General features: G+C 45.6%; 19 protein-coding genes and 1 tRNA gene. 14 read left to right on the forward strand and 6 right to left on the reverse strand.

The genetic code is table 11. The features are described 5' to 3' along the window. Positions 1-256: 256 nt before the first annotated feature. The 12 genes from H6G03_RS33325 to H6G03_RS33380 all read left to right on the forward strand — a co-directional run bounded on the left by H6G03_RS33325 (position 257) and on the right by H6G03_RS33380 (position 10,128). Complete coding sequence (locus tag H6G03_RS33325) at positions 257-766, forward strand: DUF2808 domain-containing protein (RefSeq protein WP_190474539.1); 510 nt, start codon at positions 257-259, stop codon at positions 764-766. Between the two features lie 74 nt (positions 767-840). Further along, positions 841-984 (forward strand): 50S ribosomal protein L34, encoded by a 144-nt coding sequence (gene rpmH, locus H6G03_RS33330; protein ID WP_190474509.1) that lies wholly within the window; start codon positions 841-843, stop codon positions 982-984. Between the two features lie 38 nt (positions 985-1,022). Next, positions 1,023-1,418, forward strand: coding sequence for a ribonuclease P protein component (gene rnpA, locus H6G03_RS33335; RefSeq protein ID WP_190474541.1), 396 nt, complete (start codon positions 1,023-1,025; stop codon positions 1,416-1,418). After that, on the forward strand, positions 1,405-1,797 hold the full coding sequence (locus H6G03_RS33340; protein ID WP_190474512.1) for a PH domain-containing protein: 393 nt from the start codon (positions 1,405-1,407) through the stop codon (positions 1,795-1,797). Before rnpA ends, H6G03_RS33340 begins: the two co-directional genes overlap by 14 nt. Before the next feature lie 178 nt (positions 1,798-1,975). Continuing rightward, entirely contained in the window at positions 1,976-3,121 is a 1,146-nt protein-coding gene (gene yidC / locus H6G03_RS33345) for a membrane protein insertase YidC (protein ID WP_190474514.1), read from the forward strand. Positions 3,122-3,126: 5 nt separating this feature from the next. Then, on the forward strand, positions 3,127-3,633 hold the full coding sequence (locus H6G03_RS33350) for a Jag family protein (RefSeq protein ID WP_190474516.1): 507 nt from the start codon (positions 3,127-3,129) through the stop codon (positions 3,631-3,633). A 103-nt stretch (positions 3,634-3,736) separates the two neighbouring features. Then, a complete protein-coding gene (locus tag H6G03_RS33355) occupies positions 3,737-4,243 on the forward strand; it encodes a YceD family protein (RefSeq protein WP_190474543.1) in 507 nt (168 codons plus the stop codon). Positions 4,244-4,548: 305 nt separating this feature from the next. Next, positions 4,549-5,655 (forward strand): RNA-guided endonuclease InsQ/TnpB family protein, encoded by a 1,107-nt coding sequence (locus H6G03_RS33360; RefSeq protein WP_190474518.1) that lies wholly within the window; start codon positions 4,549-4,551, stop codon positions 5,653-5,655. An 86-nt stretch (positions 5,656-5,741) separates the two neighbouring features. Beyond that, entirely contained in the window at positions 5,742-7,256 is a 1,515-nt protein-coding gene (locus H6G03_RS33365) for an AAA family ATPase (RefSeq protein WP_190474520.1), read from the forward strand. Positions 7,257-7,357: 101 nt separating this feature from the next. Further along, the gene (locus H6G03_RS33370; RefSeq protein WP_190474522.1) at positions 7,358-7,888 is read left to right on the forward strand and encodes an SH3 domain-containing protein; all 531 of its coding nucleotides are present in this window, start codon (positions 7,358-7,360) and stop codon (positions 7,886-7,888) included. A gap of 168 nt (positions 7,889-8,056) precedes the next feature. Next, positions 8,057-8,233, forward strand: a complete 177-nt coding sequence (locus H6G03_RS33375; protein ID WP_190474524.1) for a hypothetical protein — start codon at positions 8,057-8,059, stop codon at positions 8,231-8,233. 782 nt (positions 8,234-9,015) lie between these two features. Beyond that, the gene (locus H6G03_RS33380) at positions 9,016-10,128 is read left to right on the forward strand and encodes a peptidoglycan-binding domain-containing protein (protein ID WP_190474525.1); all 1,113 of its coding nucleotides are present in this window, start codon (positions 9,016-9,018) and stop codon (positions 10,126-10,128) included. Positions 10,129-10,184: 56 nt separating this feature from the next. Here the strand turns inward: H6G03_RS33380 and H6G03_RS33385 are convergent, their stop codons facing one another. From H6G03_RS33385 to lipA, 5 genes are all read right to left on the reverse strand, one after another. Next, positions 10,185-10,640: a transcriptional repressor gene (locus tag H6G03_RS33385; RefSeq protein ID WP_190474527.1), complete on the reverse strand. Its 456-nt coding sequence runs from the start codon at positions 10,638-10,640 to the stop codon at positions 10,185-10,187. A 127-nt stretch (positions 10,641-10,767) separates the two neighbouring features. After that, positions 10,768-11,286, reverse strand: a complete 519-nt coding sequence (locus H6G03_RS33390) for a transcriptional repressor (protein ID WP_190474529.1) — start codon at positions 11,284-11,286, stop codon at positions 10,768-10,770. A 360-nt stretch (positions 11,287-11,646) separates the two neighbouring features. Next, positions 11,647-12,885 carry an RNA polymerase sigma factor SigC gene (gene sigC / locus H6G03_RS33395; RefSeq protein ID WP_190474532.1) on the reverse strand — a complete coding sequence of 413 codons (1,239 nt, stop codon included), beginning with the start codon at positions 12,883-12,885 and terminating at the stop codon, positions 11,647-11,649. A 419-nt stretch (positions 12,886-13,304) separates the two neighbouring features. Then, complete coding sequence (locus H6G03_RS33400) at positions 13,305-14,261, reverse strand: NAD(P)H-dependent glycerol-3-phosphate dehydrogenase (RefSeq protein ID WP_190474533.1); 957 nt, start codon at positions 14,259-14,261, stop codon at positions 13,305-13,307. 152 nt (positions 14,262-14,413) lie between these two features. Then, the gene (lipA, locus tag H6G03_RS33405) at positions 14,414-15,292 is read right to left on the reverse strand and encodes a lipoyl synthase (RefSeq protein ID WP_190474545.1); all 879 of its coding nucleotides are present in this window, start codon (positions 15,290-15,292) and stop codon (positions 14,414-14,416) included. Positions 15,293-15,570: 278 nt separating this feature from the next. Here lipA and H6G03_RS33410 point away from each other — a divergent pair. Continuing rightward, positions 15,571-15,644, forward strand: a tRNA-Pro gene (locus H6G03_RS33410). A gap of 99 nt (positions 15,645-15,743) precedes the next feature. Here H6G03_RS33410 and H6G03_RS33415 read toward each other — a convergent pair. After that, positions 15,744-16,625, reverse strand: coding sequence for a sulfotransferase family protein (locus tag H6G03_RS33415; RefSeq protein ID WP_190474535.1), 882 nt, complete (start codon positions 16,623-16,625; stop codon positions 15,744-15,746). Between the two features lie 255 nt (positions 16,626-16,880). On the opposite strand from H6G03_RS33415, the gene H6G03_RS33420 reads away from it, so the two are divergent. Further along, complete coding sequence (locus H6G03_RS33420) at positions 16,881-17,546, forward strand: eCIS core domain-containing protein (protein ID WP_190474537.1); 666 nt, start codon at positions 16,881-16,883, stop codon at positions 17,544-17,546. Positions 17,547-17,735: the final 189 nt, after the last annotated feature.

Raw genomic sequence — 17,735 nt, forward strand, 5'->3', positions numbered from 1 at the left:
AGGGTCACACCAACTTAATGGCACTGCCATCAAGGATTCGATGAAGCAGGAAGGAAACGTCAAACTCTCTATCAATCAGGCTTTCGAGGTCTGTGAGTAAGTTTGAGTAAGTTTTCCAGAACGGATTAGGATAAGGCTAATCGCGTTATCGGTCATTAGTCATTCCTTCAAAGTGATTAGCTTCGCGGTTGACAAATGGCTAATGACTGATGACTAATGACTAATTAGTGCTTTCAATCCTCAGCCTATGTCTTCCATGCGACGTTTGCTTACTGCCTTAGCTGTTACTGCGGTGCTTACCGGGGTTCCCACCATTACCTGGGCCGATGCCTTACCCGGATTCACCTTGTTTGGTGGCCCTCCTCGCGAAAACCAATTGCCCTTCAGGTTGGATTTCGGCGGCAATGCTAATGCTTGGGATCGTTATCGTTTGAGGATTCCCGCCAAAAAAATGAACTTGGCGGTGGCACAATTTTCGATTTCTTATCCGAATTATTACCGGGGTCAGTTCGATCCCAAAAAGGTTGAGGTGAGGGTTAGGGGTAAATCCGTGCCCCTACAAGAGGTAGTCTGGGATAAAGAAAACCGCGTAATTCAAATTTACCCGGTAGAGCCAGTGCCAGCGGGATACCAGGTGGAATTAGTTTTATCTAATGTGAAAAATCCAAATTTTGGCGGAATGTTCTACTTCAACTGTCAAATTCTCTCCCCTGGCGATGTGCCTTTACTGCGTTATATCGGCACTTGGATATTGAGTATTGATTAGCTAGCAACTTAACTGATAAGATTATAGATTGCGGCTTTTTTATCCAGTAAACTCGCCCGATCGGAGGAAGAACAATGACCAAACGCACGCTACACGGTACCAGTCGCAAAAGAAGAAGAACTTCCGGTTTTCGTGCCCGGATGCGTACCAAAAACGGTCAGGCAGTGATTAAAGCCCGTCGCAAAAAGGGTCGTTACCGTCTCAGTGTCAGCGGTTAAGTGCCATTTTCAGTGAGGGGGTGGAACGCCCAACGCCTGTGGCTTTGCCTAAAGCAAATCGACTTAAGCACCGAGACGATTTCAGTGCCGTATTCCGCAAGGGGATTCGTCGCAGCAGTGCCAACTTGACCTTGAGAGCCTTGAGAAAGTCAGCAGATTCCGATCGAGACAAGCATTATCCAGCAAAAGAGTCGGAAGTTCCGTCTCGCATCGGCATTTCTGTCAGCCAAAAAGTCAGCAAGCGGGCAGTTATCCGCAATCGGATTAAGCGGCTTCTCAGGGCTGCTTTTCGCCACCTACTTCCCCGCCTGAAAAAAGGCTGGTGTCTTGTGGTTGTCGTCAAACCGGAAGCACAACGGTGCGAATATCAACAATTTCTGCAAGAATTAGAGCAGTTGTTGGCAGAAGCTGAGGTACTAAATGGGCATTCGTGAGGACGTTTATTACGAAGGTGGCCCCCATATAGGGGATCTGATTATTAACATCCTGATCGGCCTGACGGTGATTGGCTTACCGTTAACAGTAGGGGCGATCGTCAGAGCTCTGTGGCTGCGCTACCGGATCACCAATCGTCGCATATCGGTGACAGGCGGTTGGATGGGACGCGATCGCAGCGACATCATCTACACAGAAATAGTTGATGTGAAGAAGGTTCCCCGTGGTATCGGCCTTTGGGGCGATATGGTGGTGACGCTCAAAGATGGCAGCCGCCTCGAATTGCGGGCTATCCCGAAGTTTCGCGAAATTTATGACTATATCTCTGAAAAAACGGCGACTAAATCTGCCAAAACAACAAAAGCTACCAGTTCCTAACAAAGCAGCCGGAAACGGGTCAGAGCTAGTAGCATTTTGCGATCGCTTTCTTTGGGATGGGGAAATCATCTCCCCTTTCATCTCGCGTGCGGCCACACCTGCCCCAGATTCCTGCCACTTAGCTAAATTAGATCTAGACAATACGACAATACAGCGCTTGTAGGTTGACTTCACACGCATGGATTTTGGAATCAGTTTTCTATCCAACAACGTAATGCTGCCGATCCTGGATTTCTTTTACGGGATCGTCCCCAGCTATGGGCTGGCCATCGTGGCGCTGACACTGGTGGTTCGCTTTGCGCTCTATCCCTTGAGCGCTAACTCCATCCGCAGTATGCGACGCACGCGGGTAACTCAGCCGGTCATGCAAAAGCGGGTAAAGGAAATTCAGGAGCGCTACAAAGACGAACCTGCCAAGCAGCAGGAGGAAATGGGCAAACTCTACAAAGAATTCGGCAACCCTTTAGCAGGATGTTTCCCTATTCTGGTTCAGATGCCGGTACTATTTGCATTGTTTGCCACCTTGCGCGGCTCTCCATTTTCTGATGTAAATTACACCGTCAACCTGCAAATTTTTCCCAAAGAGCAAATTGAGCAGATTCAACCCCAAGCCTTTGCCACCGCACCCCAAAATATCTACGTTGCCGATGGCGCTCACTATTCTATTGCAGCGCTGCTGCCCACAGGCAACCGCTTAGTTGTCGGTGAAACAGCCAAGGTAGAATTTCAAACGGTCGAAGGAAAACCGCTCGCTCGCCTCGATGCCGAGTTTCCCGAAACGCATATGACTCCTCGCTGGAAAATTATCAAAGGAGAGGAGCGGATACGAATTGATGAAAACGGCAACATACAAGCCTTAGAGCCTGGGGAGGCAACCATTCAGGGCACAATTCCAGGGCTGGCAACGGATAAAGGCTTTCTTTTCATCGACGCCCTCGGTCGCGTTGGTGCCGTCGATCAGAATGGAGTTATCCACTGGGATATTGTGGGTATGGTGCTGTTCTTCGGTCTTAGCTTATATCTAAACCAATTACTTTCAGGGCAGCAGGGTTCCACCTCCAACCCACAGCAGGATACAGTGAACAAAATTACCCCCATTATTTTTTCGGGTATGTTTTTGTTCTTCCCACTGCCTGCCGGGGTACTGATGTATATGGTGATAGCGAATATTTTCCAGACAGCTCAGACCTTTATTCTGTCACGGGAACCCCTACCGGAAAACCTCCAAAAATTAGTGGAGGAGCAGGAAAAAGAAGCAAATGCCAAAGGACGAGAGGCACTTCCCTTTGAACCCGGTCGTTCTAAGAAAAAAGCTTCAGGGTAATGTTCATGACTGATAGTCGAATGCAGCGGGGTCAAAAGTGGCTGGAAGAACTGCTGCGGTTGATGAAAATTCCTGCCAAAGTTAAGCCGGAAAAGCAAGAAAAGCTAGTAGATAATGAGGAAGAGCCAGAATCTGATAGCTACTGGTTGACAATTGACGAAACCAATCTGACGCCAGCGCAAATCCAAATTTTGATTGGTGCGGAAGGAGCAACCCTAGACGCAATTCAGTATCTAGCCAATGCTACCCTCAACCTGGGTCAAGCTCACGAAGAACAAGCAGCTTACACGATCGAATTAAATGGTTACCGCGTCCGCAGACAAGCAGAACTACGCGCTTTGGCAGAGTACGCGGTTCAGCAAGTGCGATCTAACGGTCAAGAGTTTGAAATGAAATCTCTTTCTTCGGCAGAACGGCGTCAAATCCATACCTTTTTAAAGGAATTTAGCGATTTAGAAAGCTACAGTCGGGGCAAAGAACCAGACCGCCGTCTTGTTGTGCGGCTTCGCTGAGTCGTTTTGGATTTTAGATTTCAAATTTTAGATTTCAAATGGGAAATTTGAAATTTGAAATTTGAAATCTGAAATTTGAAATCAAATAAGGATGACTCACAATATGGAACCTATTTACATTCCCCATCTGCTCAAAGCGCCGGAAAAGAAAGAGGAAATTCAACTCGAAGAATTTCTTCCTGCTTTGGAAACCTTGACCCCTGTGCGGGGACGTGCGATCGTTACCCATCAAGGGAACTATTTAGAGGTATCTGTCCAGGCAGAAGCAATAATTACTTTAACTTGCCACCGATGTTTGCAACAATACAATCATCGTCTGGTGCTGAAAACTTCCGAACTGATTTGGTTAGATGAAGCCGCTGATGAATCTGAGGATATACCCTCCGAAAGAGAAGTGTTGCTGGAAGATTTGGTGGAAACATTACCCCCGAACGGCTACTTTCATCCCAGCGACTGGCTTTATCAACAGATGTGTCTGGCAATTCCCCAAAGGCAACTTTGCGATTCCCAGTGTCCCGGAATTACTATAAAATCTGAGGAAGGTCAGCCACCACCCCTGACCGATCGACGCTGGGCAACTCTGGAAGCACTGAAAAAACAACTCTCCTAAGAATTTTAGATTTTAGATGAGAGGATTTTAGATTGCAGGCGATCGGTCAGAATGAAAAACCATCGATTTTATTGAACGTGCGTAAAACCCCATCCCCTTGTGGGTGGGGATGAAAGCACGGTTAAAAGAGGGGGTTCGACGCCCCCTCTTTTAACCATTAGCGTTGTTTCTGGGCAAGACTTTAAGTAATACCTGATAGCGGTACTTTGGGCAGAAGATGATGTAATAGTTCAAGCAACGTTTGCTATATGTTATGTTGACAATATATACAGCTCCTATATTATCATCAGAATGCGCTCAGGACTATGAAAATAACTATTAGCATTCCAGTTAACTTGCCAAGTGATAGATTTCTGCCCCTAATGAATCAGTGTGCAGAAATATTTAATACTCATATTGACTGGTCATTAGCTAACAGAACCTATAACAAAAACAAGGCACACAAGGATCTATATCGCTCACTTAGAGGACAATTTCCCTGCGTGCCTTCTGCTTTGGTGCAAACCGTCAGGGACAACGCATTAGAAGCTATTAAAGCTACCAAATTTAAACGCACTCCCAGAAAGAAGCCCACGTCAGGATTGAGATATGACAAACGAACTATAACACTAAGAGGCAAGCAATTAACTCTTAGCTGCATTGGTAAGCGAGTCAGCTTAATTCTTGATGTCCCGCCATATTTTCGAGAAGTGTTTGAAGCTTGGGATTTCTGTGGTGCAACTGTTACCTATACTAAACACACCAAGCAATTCTGGGTGCGTTTAGTATTTGAAACCGTAGACCCAGTGGCAACTGACGGAAAAACTCAAGGGATTGACCGAGGCTTATATCATCAAGCCGTTACTTCTGACGGTCAATTTTTCAGTTCTGATAAAATCAGAGAAGTCCAAAGGCGTTACTTATACAATCGTCGGAGACTCCAGCAAAAAGGCACTCGTAGCGCCAAACGTCAATTAAAAGCGATGTCTGGTCGCGAGAAGCGGTTCATGCGGAATACGAATCATTGTGTAAGTAAAAAGCTGGCTAACCAACCGGATGTAACGGTCTTTGTGTTAGAAGACTTATCTAGCATTCGGACTCAAAGCCGAGGCAAGAAAGTTAATAAATGGTTGAGTAGTTGGCCGTTCTATCAGCAAGAGCAATTTTTGACTTACAAATCTATTGCACTGGGTAAGAAAGTGGTTCACATCGATCCTAGTTACACTTCTCAAAAATGCAATATTTGCAAGCATATCAAAAAAACTTTTCGGCATAAGTCTAAGTTCCACTGTAAAAATTGTGGACATAAAACTCATGCCGATTTAAATGCTGCTAGAAATATTCGTGACGATTATCTTCTCTCCTCTACCGAAGGGACAGAGGAGCAGGGTTCGGTCAATAACCCGGATGTTTCAGCCAGTTTCTCTGGTTAGTTACAAGCCCCATCCCAAGAGTGGGTGGAGCGGTTGACCTGTTCATCTTTTAATCCAAAATCTAAAATCTAAAATCCAAAATAGCTATGGTTTTCCGTGAAGAGTTTGAACTGCTGCTACGAGCCCGCTACCCTTTAATTTACATTCCCACTTGTGAAGAAGAACGAGTGGAAGCAGCGATCGCAGAAATTGCAAAAAAACAAGGCAATCGCGGTATTTATGTGTGGGATTTTGTGGATGGCTACCAGGGGAATCCCAACGATGCAGGTTTTGGGCGTCGCAATCCCTTGCAAGCGCTGGAATTAGTAGAAAAAATAGCAGCCTCTGCACCAGCTATTTTCATTCTGCGCGACTTCCACCGTTTCTTGGAAGATGTCGCTATCTCCCGCAAACTCAAGAATTTAGCGCGGTTGCTCAAATCTCAACCCAAAAATATAGTCATACTGTCGCCCAGAATCGCTATTCCAGAGGAACTGAGCGAAGTTCTCACGGTGTTGGAGTTCCATCTGCCGGCTGCACCTGAAATTAAAGCAGAAGTAGAACGCTTGTTAGCAGCTACCGGGAAATCTCTGGAAGGCAAGATATTAGATGAAATCGTTCGTTCCTGCCAAGGTCTTTCGATGGAGAGAATTCGCCGCGTCTTGGCAAGGGCGATCGCTACTCACGGCGAATTGCTTCCCGAAGATGTGGAACTGGTTTTGGAAGAAAAACGCCAAACTATTCGCCAAACCCAAATATTAGAATTTTATCCCGCCACGGAAAATATATCCGACATTGGCGGTTTGGATAACTTAAAAGATTGGTTGCTGCGGCGAGGCGGTGCATTTTCGGAACGCGCTAGGCAATACGGTTTGCCCCACCCCAGAGGTTTGCTGTTAGTGGGAATTCAGGGAACTGGCAAATCTCTGATGGCAAAAGCGATCGCCCACCACTGGCACCTACCCCTACTCCGCCTGGACGTGGGGCGTTTGTTTGCTGGTTTGGTAGGCGAATCCGAATCTCGCACCAGGCAAATGATTCAATTGGCAGAAGCTTTATCTCCCTGCGTGTTGTGGATCGATGAAATAGACAAAGCTTTTTCCGGACTGGATGGCAAAGGCGATGCCGGCACCAGCAACCGCGTATTCGGTACTTTTATCACTTGGTTAGCCGAAAAGATTTCGCCTGTGTTTGTCGTCGCTACAGCTAATAACATCCAAACTTTACCTGCGGAAATGCTTCGCAAAGGCAGATTTGATGAAATCTTTTTCGTCGGTTTGCCTACCCAGGAAGAACGCAAAGCCATTTTTGCGGTGCATTTATCTCGGTTGCGTCCCCACAACCTGCAAAATTACGACCTCGATCGACTTGCCTACGAAACGCCGGATTTTTCTGGCGCAGAAATTGAGCAATCTTTGATTGAAGCTATGCACATCGGTTTTAGCCAAAACCGGGATTTCACCATAGATGATATTTTGGAAGCCGCCAGCCAGATTGTACCTTTGGCGCGAACCGCACAAGAGCAAATCCAGTTTTTACAGGAATGGGCTGCCGCTGGCAAAGCTCGCTTAGCCTCTAAGCACAGTAGCCTCAGCAATAGAATTCAGAGCCAATTCCGATAGCCTAATTGCACATTTTGTGATAGAGAATATAAAGATGTCTCTTAGTTTTTTCGGAAATAAAGAGAGATATGGTATAATCACGGTCGGACTGCGGAGTAGGCATGAGTTTTTCAGGCATTGTCAAATTTTTGCTCGGTTTCATCATCGCGATCGGCTTAATGATCGGCGCAGGCGTAGCAGCAGCACTCTACTTTGTCACCAAGCTAACTGCACCTCCTCCCAAACCCATTTTTCCCAACGACAAACCGATCGTCAAAGCCCAAGCAACAGCAGCTCAAAACCCGCCAAGACCTTCACTTACCAAGTCCGCCGCTGTTACGCCAACCCCAACTAAAACTCTAGTTGCACAGACTCCCACTGCGGAAGAACCGAGTCCTACGCCAACGCCCAGCGAAACTCCTTCGCCAAAACCGCTCGAACCTGGAGCCTACAGAGCCCGCGTCACTTGGTCTAAGGGTCTCAGTATTCGCAATGGCCCAAATACAGAATCCGAACGCATTGGTGGTGTAGGTTATAACGAAAGTATCGTTGTCTTGAGTGAAAGCGAAGACAAAAAGTGGGTGAAGATCCGTTTGGAAGATGGAAATACCGAAGGTTGGGTAAAAGCGGGAAATGTCGAGAAAGTTGAATAGGTATAGCTTTTTAGAGGTCGATGAAAATTCTAAAACTCGTAGCGAATTTTAAATTTTAATTGCAATATTTGGAGAATCGCTTCAGTATTTAGGAGCGGGGTGGTAGGTTATACAACTATGAATCTATAAATCGCCAAACTTAAAACCTCACCCCTTTCTTCAAAAATTATGTACGACAAAAACTCACATAAATATCTTATTCAAGCCGCTATTACGGCTGGATTAGGTGCAGGCATCGTGACAACATTTGCTGTCAGTCAGGGACAAAATCCTCTGCTCGCTCTCCAAATTACTTGCTTTGCTGTTATCGTTGCTTTAGTGTGCGATCGCCTCGGCCTAATTTAAATTAAATAAGGCGGCTACCGGAATTTTTTCCCAAACCAGTACCTTTGATGTTATGCGTTGTTTTCGGGGTACAAGAATGAATAATCAACCGTTAACAACGAACACATCTTGGTATAACATTTTTCTGCATGGAAAAATGTCGATCGTCTAGTAGTCGCTTTTATTGTTGAGGCTACTTATCAGCCCCATCGTCTCGTAAAGTCCAGAAGCAATGGACTTGGTTTTCTGTAACAGACAGATCGCCAGCTACTACAGTTCATTGAGAACATTTGTAATCCAGCGATAGCAAGCAATCAGGCAGCTTCGCTCCCATTGATTCCCAGACAAACGTCCTGATTTAATGCACAACTTGCGAAAATTGATAGGGGGGGTACGAACAGATATTTGACGGCAAGAAAATTTCGACTGCGGTTATGCGTGGGGAAATGTTTGTTGGGTAACATTTTTGTTGAATACGATTTTGCCGCGCAGTCGCTACCCAAAGCGATCGCTTTGGTGGTCTGAGCAACTGGCAGGGTTTTGTGGAATAATTACAATGATGGTACAGCATTAATTTAGCATGACCTAAAAAAATATTATTACTGGAGCTATCAACACCAAAAGTCACCGTGACTTACTGAGAACCCCAGTGTTTCCGTAACGCTGAGTTTATTAGTGCATTAATCCTCAACTAAAATCTTTTATAAGAGTTGGGGTGTCCTGAAGAAGGAATATCTAGCAACTAAAATCAAAAATGTACAACCCCTCCTAAAAGAGAGGATAGTAAGAGTTGGTGGGCAATTATGGAAAACCTTGTTTATATACATCTCGCAAGTTCCTATGATGCGGCAGAGGCAAGTCAGGATACTGGAAGCCCCAAGCTGCTAAAAGTTTCCCAGCACAAAGTAAACTGGAAAAAGGTTTACAGAAGAGTCTGGATTAATTTGGTCAGTATTGCGATCGCTAGCGTGGGCTTGGGAATCGCAGGTCAGGCAATGGCCGAACTGCGCCAAGGCTCTAAAGGCCCAGATGTACTGGAACTCCAGGAGCAATTGACACAACTCGGTTACTTCAACCGTCGTCCGACCGGTAGTTTTGGCCCCTTGACCAAATCGGCTGTCATTCGTTTCCAGCAAAATGAGGGACTGAGGCCGAATGGTATAGTGGAAGAGCAAACACAACAAAGATTGCAAGAAAAAATCGCGGGAACCGAAAAAGCCGCTCCCGCTAGTGTTGAAACTGTTTCCAGCCGCCGGACGTTGAAAAAAGGCGCTAAAGGTTCGGAAGTCAGCTACCTACAGCAACTCTTGTCAGATGCGGGTGTTTATGACGGAGAAATCAACGGCAACTTTGACTCCCAAACTCATGCCTCTGTTAAGCAGTTCCAGCGCTATAGCGGTCTAAAAGTTGATGGCATCGTCGGCAAGCGTACTTGGACGACGTTAGTTGACGGCGACAAGCAAACATCAAACCAACCTTTCGATAATTCTCCTTTCACCAACGAATCTGCCTTTGGCCAACCTACTGGCCAACCGATAAACGCACCTGTCCTGCGCCAAGGCGATAAAGGAGAGGGGGTCAAAGACCTACAGGATCGTTTGCGAGATTTAGGTTATTTCAAAAGTCGTTCCACTGGGGCTTTTGGATCGGTAACCAAGGCTGCTGTAATCCGCTTCCAGCGAGATAAGGGTCTGAGGCCCGATGGAATCGTGGATAAGAAAACTCAAGCCGCATTGGAAACTTCTAGCTCGACGAGTAATTTAGATGTGAGCGAGTTACAAGAGCGTCTCAAAGAAAAAGGCTTTTACCAGGGCCCTATTGATGGTAACTTTAACGCTCAGACTAGATCGGCGGTAAAAGCGGCCCAACGTGCCTACGGCATCAATGAAAGAGACATCCTCAAAGTAGGTTTCTAAGAATTGTACCTGGGTTAAATTACGCAGCTCTCAGAGAGATGATCTGGGAGCTATTTTTATACGGGTAGCAAGGCCCTTTGGCAGGTAGGACAAATGGCATGAACGGTCAGCTGGCAATCAAGTAAGTGATATCCTTCTTTTTCAGCTGTCTTCATCCCTATTTTTAAAATTGAGTCGTTTTTGAACTCAATGGTTTTATTGCAGCGAACACAGATCAGATGATCGTGGTGATGGGGAAAGGGCTGATTGAGTTCGTAGTGTTTGTGTCCCTCGCCCAGTTCCAGTTCGCGCAGTATACCCATGCGAGACATCAGCTTGAGACTCCGATAGATGGTGGAAAGACTGATCGCTTCTCCTTGAGACTCCAGCAGATTGTAAAGATCTTCTGCACTCAGATGTTCGCCTTTAGGAAGCTCTTGAAAAACGTTCAGTATGGTCTCTCGTTGGGGAGTCAAACGCCAGCCCCTGTCATTTAGTTCGGCTTTGAGTGAGGATGCCGTGTAGACAGTCATATTCACCTTCTCAACAAAGGTACTCTATTGAAAATAATACACAACTAATGATTGATTTGCAAGAAAGGAGATTTATTGAGAATCAATCTTAATTAAGGAATTCAACTAGCCTGTCCCACGACCCAGGTTAGGTAGAAGGTGAAGAAGTGCTTGAGGAAAACGCTCTCAGACAAGACCAACTGCTAGGGAGTAGAGAGGGCCACCCCTGACGCAAAGCTTCCGGACAAATAGTATGGATAGTCAGCTGACAGTCAAGCAGATGCAATCCCGCTTTTTCACATTGCTTAAGGGCCATTTTCAGAATCGAATCGTTTTTGAATTCGATCGTCTTGTTGCATTGAATACATACTAAATGATGGTGGTGATGGGGGTAGGGTTGATTCAGTTCGTAATGTTTATGTCCCTCTGCCAGTTCTAGTTCTCGCAGGATACCCATTCTCACCATTAGTTTAAGAGTTCGATAAATAGTAGACAGGCTGATCTGTTCGCCTTTACTTTGTAGCAAATGGTGCAGGTCTTCCGCACTGAGATGATTGCCATTGGGAAGTTGTTGAAAAACCTGTAAAATAGTCTCCCTCTGAGGAGTTAAACGCCAGCCCTTTTCATTCAGTTCGGCTTTAAACGAGTTCGGTGTGTAGTTAGTCATAATTGAGATTTTTTCAAAAAAAGCCTTCTATATGAGGTAAGGATACACAATATACGAACTAATTTTCAAGAAGTAAAAATTATTGAGAATTTATAGCTAAAAGAATTGAAAGCGATCGCGTTTATTGAGAAAATTTTTAAATAAATTAAATGCTGTAATTATTCAAAAAAGTTGAATAAATTGTTTGATTAATCATAATTATTATCAAAAAGGAAGCGATCGCCAAAATAGAGAGGACTGGGAGAATTGTTCCCCCAGTCCCTTTGAGATTAAGTAGGGTAAGTCACAGCGGAATTAATGACGAGCGCCAAAATTCTGCCCTCTGACTCACCCTACAGAGTTATCCAGCTAACCTTCTAATTAACTAAAAGACTCCAGATAATCCCGTACCCGGTTGCGACGCTTGGGTTGGCGCAGCTTTTGCAAAGCTTTCGCTTCAATTTGGCGAACTCGTTCGCGAGAGAGATCTAACGCCCGACCAATTTCGGCCAAAGAGTAAGGATGACCGTCTTCCAAACCAAACCGCATGAGGATGACATCCCGTTCCCGGCTGGTTAAATCGGCTAACAGGTGGTGCAAGTCCCGGTAGAGAGCTTCCCGCATCAAAGTTTCTTCCGGAGACACATCCTCGGTTTCCAACAAATCGCCCAGTTCGGTGTCTTTTTCCTTGCCCACTTTGGTTTCCAAAGAAACAGAACGAGGCACGCGGAATAACACTTCCCGCACTTGCATCGGCGTCATCTCCAATTCCTTGGCAAGGTCTTCCAGAGTTGCCGTGCGGCCTTTTTCTTGGGAAATTTTCCGTTGAGCTTTCTTGATTTTGTTGAGTTTTTCGGTGATGTGAACCGGTAAGCGAATCGTGCGGCTTTGAGTGGCGATCGCCCGCGTAATCCCTTGGCGAATCCACCAGTAGGCGTAAGTACTAAAGCGGTATCCCTTTGTAGGATCGAACTTCTCCACAGCTCGCTCCAGACCCATTGTTCCTTCTTGGATTAAATCCAATAATTCCAGACCGCGATTTTGATATTTTTTGGCAACCGACACCACCAAGCGCAGGTTGGCTTTGATCATGTGTTCTTTTGCCCGGACGCCTTCTGCTTGGATCTGTTCTAACTCTTCAATTTTTAAAGCAGCCAGCTCTGCCCAGCGCCGTTTCCCCGCTGCCATAGTTTGCTTGAGTTCCGCAACCGTAACGCTGGCAGAGGCAGCCCACCGTTCCCAAGATGGACGGTGCCCCAAGTTAGCAGCCAGACGATCGTGGATATCGATCAATCGAACATACTGCCCGATCGTCCCATCTTCCTGCTGGGCGGCTTTATCCCGTAATTCCAGCAATCGCATATAGCGCTGGACTTCTTGTGCTTCTGAAACTTCCTCATCTCGCCCTAGCAAACGCACCCGACCAATATCTTGAAGATACAAACGAACCAGATCGGTAGTGCGACGGCTGGTACCTTGCTGAGTGCTGGTAGCGTCTACCTCCTCATCCAGATCGACCAGATCGCTGGCCATTGGCTCAGCGCTGTCTTCTAGCTCAAAGCTAGAGGCATCTAGTTGACTGTCGTAGGTGGCATCGGTTAAATCAAAGGTTGCTGGCATATTTAATTGCCTCAACTGCTCCAGGTGACAAAGGGGCTTTCTCGAACAGGCTATTTGTTGCTAGTTTTGGCGTTTTCCAAGACTAGAAACACAGCTTGGTTTTGCCTAATCGGCTCAATTACCGGTGATGCACTCTTCTGTTAGACACTAGCGATCGTTTTAGTTGGCTCGAAGTCTACCGGGTATCGACATTGACTCCAATCCATTGATATGCTGGCATTAAGCAGCTTCGCGATCGGGAAAGAAGATGATTGACTTCTTCTATTCGTCAGCTAGTATAAGGAAAAGATCGGGTAGTCAAGGGTGACCTCTGTCAGAGGGTAAGTTAATCTACATCACTCGATAGATGTTTTCCCGATCACCGTTTGAGTGTGCTGACGAATCTTCCCTAACTCTTGTTGCTATAACTGCTGTGATATTTAGTTATTCGCTGGATTGTTCTCCGGCTTGACATCTCGCAGCATCAGTGCTTCCACAGCGGCTTGAGGAGTGACTTCTCCCTTGAGCAAGCGATACACCTGATAAGAAATGGGTACGTAAATACCCTGCTGCTCGGCCAGCTGTACCAGCACTTCGGTTGTATTTACACCCTCGGCAGTTCCCTCCAAGGAAGCTAAAATTGCTGGGAGTTTTTCGCCTTGGGCGAGTTTGTATCCAACTTGGTAGTTGCGACTGAGGGCGCTGTTGCAAGTGGCGAGTAAATCGCCTAACCCTGATAAGCCATAAAATGTGTCGGTATTAGCACCCCAAGAATCGCCGATCCGGATGATTTCAGCTAACCCACGGGTCAAAAGTGCTGCTTTGGCATTTGTTCCCAGTTGCAAACCATCGCACGCACCGGCGGCGATCGCCATCACATTTTTTAGTGTACCACCTAACTCTACACCCAACGGATCGTTATTTGTGTAAACGCGAAATCGACTGGAGTTAAACACCGCCTGCACTACCACGGCTGCGTCCGCTTGTTTGCTGGCGACAACTGTCGCTGCTGGCAATTCCGCTTGAATTTCTTTAGATAAGTTTGGCCCTGCTAGAATGACAACTGGATGAGATGGAAATGCGGCTTGCCAAATCTGGGAAGGGGTGCAGGTAGTAGAGGAATCTAGACCTTTAGTGGCGGTGACAAAAATTGTTTGTGGGGAAATAACTAAGCTGCTGAGTTGCTGTACGATCGGTCGGACACCCTTCATCGAGACTGCCGATAGTACAATATCGGCAGATGCGATCGCATCCTGCAAGCTTTGAGAATTTTGACGAGACCACAAACGGACGTTATGACCGTTTGCTTCTGCCAACATCGCCAAAGTTGTACCCCAAGCACCAGATCCTAGAATAGCGATCGATTTTGGATTATCCGTTTCTTGGTTAGTTTCCATTCGCATCAGCCAAGAAAAGCCTCTGAGAACAACACCGAAAGATCATTTGCAGCTGCTATTCATCTGCGTTTATCTGCGTTTATCTGCTTCCATCTGCGGTAAAAATCTTCAAAACCGACTTTTCCGATAGCTTCCCAGTGCCAATCTAACATCTAAAATCGACTGCGGGGATAGCGTTCCATCAACACTCTGACTTGCTCAGCATGATATGAGCTTCTTGTCAAGGGAGAAGCCACAACTTGTAAAAATCCGAGCGATTGGCCAAATTCTTGCCATGCGGCGAACTGTTCTGGCGGGACGAAATTATCTACTTTCAGATGTTTTTGACTCGGTTGGAGATATTGCCCTATGGTGAGGATATCGCAATCGACGTTACGCAAATCTTGCATGACTTGGCGAACTTCGACGTCAGTTTCTCCCAGTCCTACCATGATGCCAGATTTAGTGTAAACCCAAGGAGCTAACTGGCGCGATCGCTTCATCAACTCCATTGTCCGCTGATAATCTCCTTGCGGACGCACCCGTCGATACAAGCGCGGTACAGTTTCCGTATTGTGATTGAGAACTTCTGGCGAAGCTTGCAGAATTGTTGCGAGTGCTTCCCAATTACCGCATAAGTCGGGAATTAAGACTTCAATTGTCGTACCCGGAGAGGTAGTGCGAATCATTTCAATGCAGCGAACGAATTGCGATGCACCGCCATCGGGTAAATCATCCCGGTTTACCGAAGTGATGACAACGTGATTTAATTTTAGTCGCCGGACTGCTTCCGCTAAGTTTTCCGGTTCTTTGGGGTCTAGTGCTTTCGGCTTCTTCTCAAAATCGATATCGCAATAAGGACAAGCTCGCGTGCAGGCAGGCCCCATAATTAAGAATGTAGCGGTGCCATTGTGGAAACATTCGCCGATATTCGGACAAGAAGCTTCTTCACAAACCGTATTGAGGGATAAATCCCGTAAAATTTCCTTAACGGTGCCTACGCGCTCCCATTGAGGCGCTTTTACCCGCAACCACTCTGGTTTTACTACCACGCCTGCCTCTAACTGCTGAAGTTCGATAAATCTACAAGCCTCTATGATAGCAGCCATTCCATTTGGGATTTTGGATTTTGCGCGAAGTGGGCGTCTTGGCGGTGACCGTCACGATGCCCACCTTCGCAAGAGAGGATTTTGGATTGCGGAAATCAGAAACCGGGTTTCTAGCCACCAACTTTACTTTACGTCTAGATGCCTGGGAAGAGAAACCCGGTTTCTTCAGCCTTGTGCGTATTCACTCTAAAATGTGATACTATAGAAAAACTGATGTTTGCCGGGATGTAGCGCAGCTTGGTAGCGCACCTCGTTCGGGACGAGGGGGTCGCAGGTTCAAATCCTGTCATCCCGATTTTTATGTTGTCGATTGCTACCTTAAAACTTGAAGAAAAAAAGCTCAGGCTTTTGGTTTGGAACTTATTCCTGTTTCTGGCCCCAGGTAATGTGTTTCTTAAGAGTTGGGGTGGTGCGGAATGTGGCTTAGAAATTTGAGCAAATTTGTTTCTTTAAATTGATTAATAATTATGTTTGCATTGCTCTGACTAGGTTCTGTCCAAAATGACATATTACTGAACTGGTCAAATAAGTCAGGTGGTAAAATAGTAGTTCGAGGTTTATACTCGACTTTAGACCGTACTTTATGCAATCCCGGAGTGTTCAATTTATTGTCAAATTCTGGTTCATCATATTCTACATTGTCAAAGTCATGCTCAAAAAAATCTTCTCCCAAAAATTCATAAATTACTTTCATTACTCGATCGGGATTTTGAGTTAACATTTCATAATCGACTAGGAGTAACATTTCGCTATTTTCGCTATAAAAAGCTTCTTTTAAAGCATTATAAGAAAAGCCTATTAAGCGATCGCCCTGCATTAATGCCTCGGTTCTACTATATACTGTACGGCGTTCTGCTGGGCTACCCAATAGCCTAGAAATATCAAAGGTGTTCTGGCGAAGCAATCGCTCAATACTATCCGCAATCCAAGCAATATTCCTAACACAACAGATTACCTTGGCATAGGGAAATAAATCTTTGATAATAGGCAATTTGCTGCACCAACGCCGATTGGTATCGAAAACGATCTCCTTATCTGCTTGGGGCTGATAATAGCCTGTAAAAATGCCTTGAACGATCGCACGTTTCTGTTGTGTTGAAATAAAAACGGAGTGTTCGCTATCTTCGCCCATTGCTTCGAGCATTTGCTCTATCAAGAGAGAGACTGGGGATGATATAGCAGAATGGAAGCGAGGGTTTTGTCGCAACAATGCGGCCATTAAGGTAGAGCCAGAACGTGGCAAACCTGATATAAAATGGAATTTACAATCTAGCATTCAAATTCCTACTAATTTCATTAGAAAATTTATAATTTTGGAAATAAAGGCAGTCGTATTAATTATTTTAACTAAATCGCTATCATATTGTTATTGTAATAAAATTTTATAATAAATTACAAAACTTATTATATTATATGCTTAGTCTTGGTAGAATATTGAATTAATCTACAAAGTAGCCTCTTTAGGAAAAACTAGAAAAATCAAATAGATCAGAATGAAAGGCAGCATCTTGCAAACACTGAACAGCCGACTATGAGTATCAGGCAGCACATTTATAGGAAAGCTGAGGTTTCCAGCACAAGGGCTTCTACAAACCAGAAATTTCAGATGCGCCAGTTCGCTACTAAACTCCAACCCAAACAGGCATCGCTGCGAGGGCAACTTTCGTTACAAAGTCAAGGCAATCTATTGGGACGGACGCGAGTTTCTCCTAGAGCAACGATTCAACCCAAGATTACGATCGGCGCACCAAATGATAAATACGAACAGGAAGCCGATCGCATAGCTGATGCAGTTATGAATATGTCTGCGCCCTCTTCAGATGCAGGGTCAAATCAACCTTTAGCTGCTGCTGTTACCCCGATCGCTGCTACAGATAGCGGCTCTGCACAAACCGCACCAGAAGGTACAGCGTCTGCTGCTAGTAGCGCTCAAGAGAGTCAACTGAATCTCGATGGTAGCGGCGGAAGTGCGTTACCCCAGGATGTTCGCTCTTTTATGGAACAGCGTTTCGGTGCCGATTTCAGCCATGTGCGCGTACATACTGACTCCAATGCCGTGCAGATGAATAAACAGTTAAATTCCCACGCATTTACTTACGGCAGTAATATCTATTACGGGTCAGGAAAATCTCCAGGGAAAGACCACTTAACCGCCCATGAACTTACCCACGTTATACAGCAGACGGGAGCCGGGTAAAGGAGGAAAGGGGAAAGGGGGGAAAGGGGGAAAAGGGGGAAAGGGGGAAAGGGGAAAAGGGGGAAAGGGGGAAAAGAAAAGGATAAATTATTCTTTCCAGCTAATTTTTCTTTACTATGACCGCTTTTTACCTTAGTTTCTTACTTTGTCTTACCATATTTTTCCCTTTCCCCCTTTTTCACCTTTCCC

The sequence above is a fragment of the Aerosakkonema funiforme FACHB-1375 genome (genome assembly GCF_014696265.1).
Lineage (GTDB): Bacteria > Cyanobacteriota > Cyanobacteriia > Cyanobacteriales > Aerosakkonemataceae > Aerosakkonema > Aerosakkonema funiforme_A.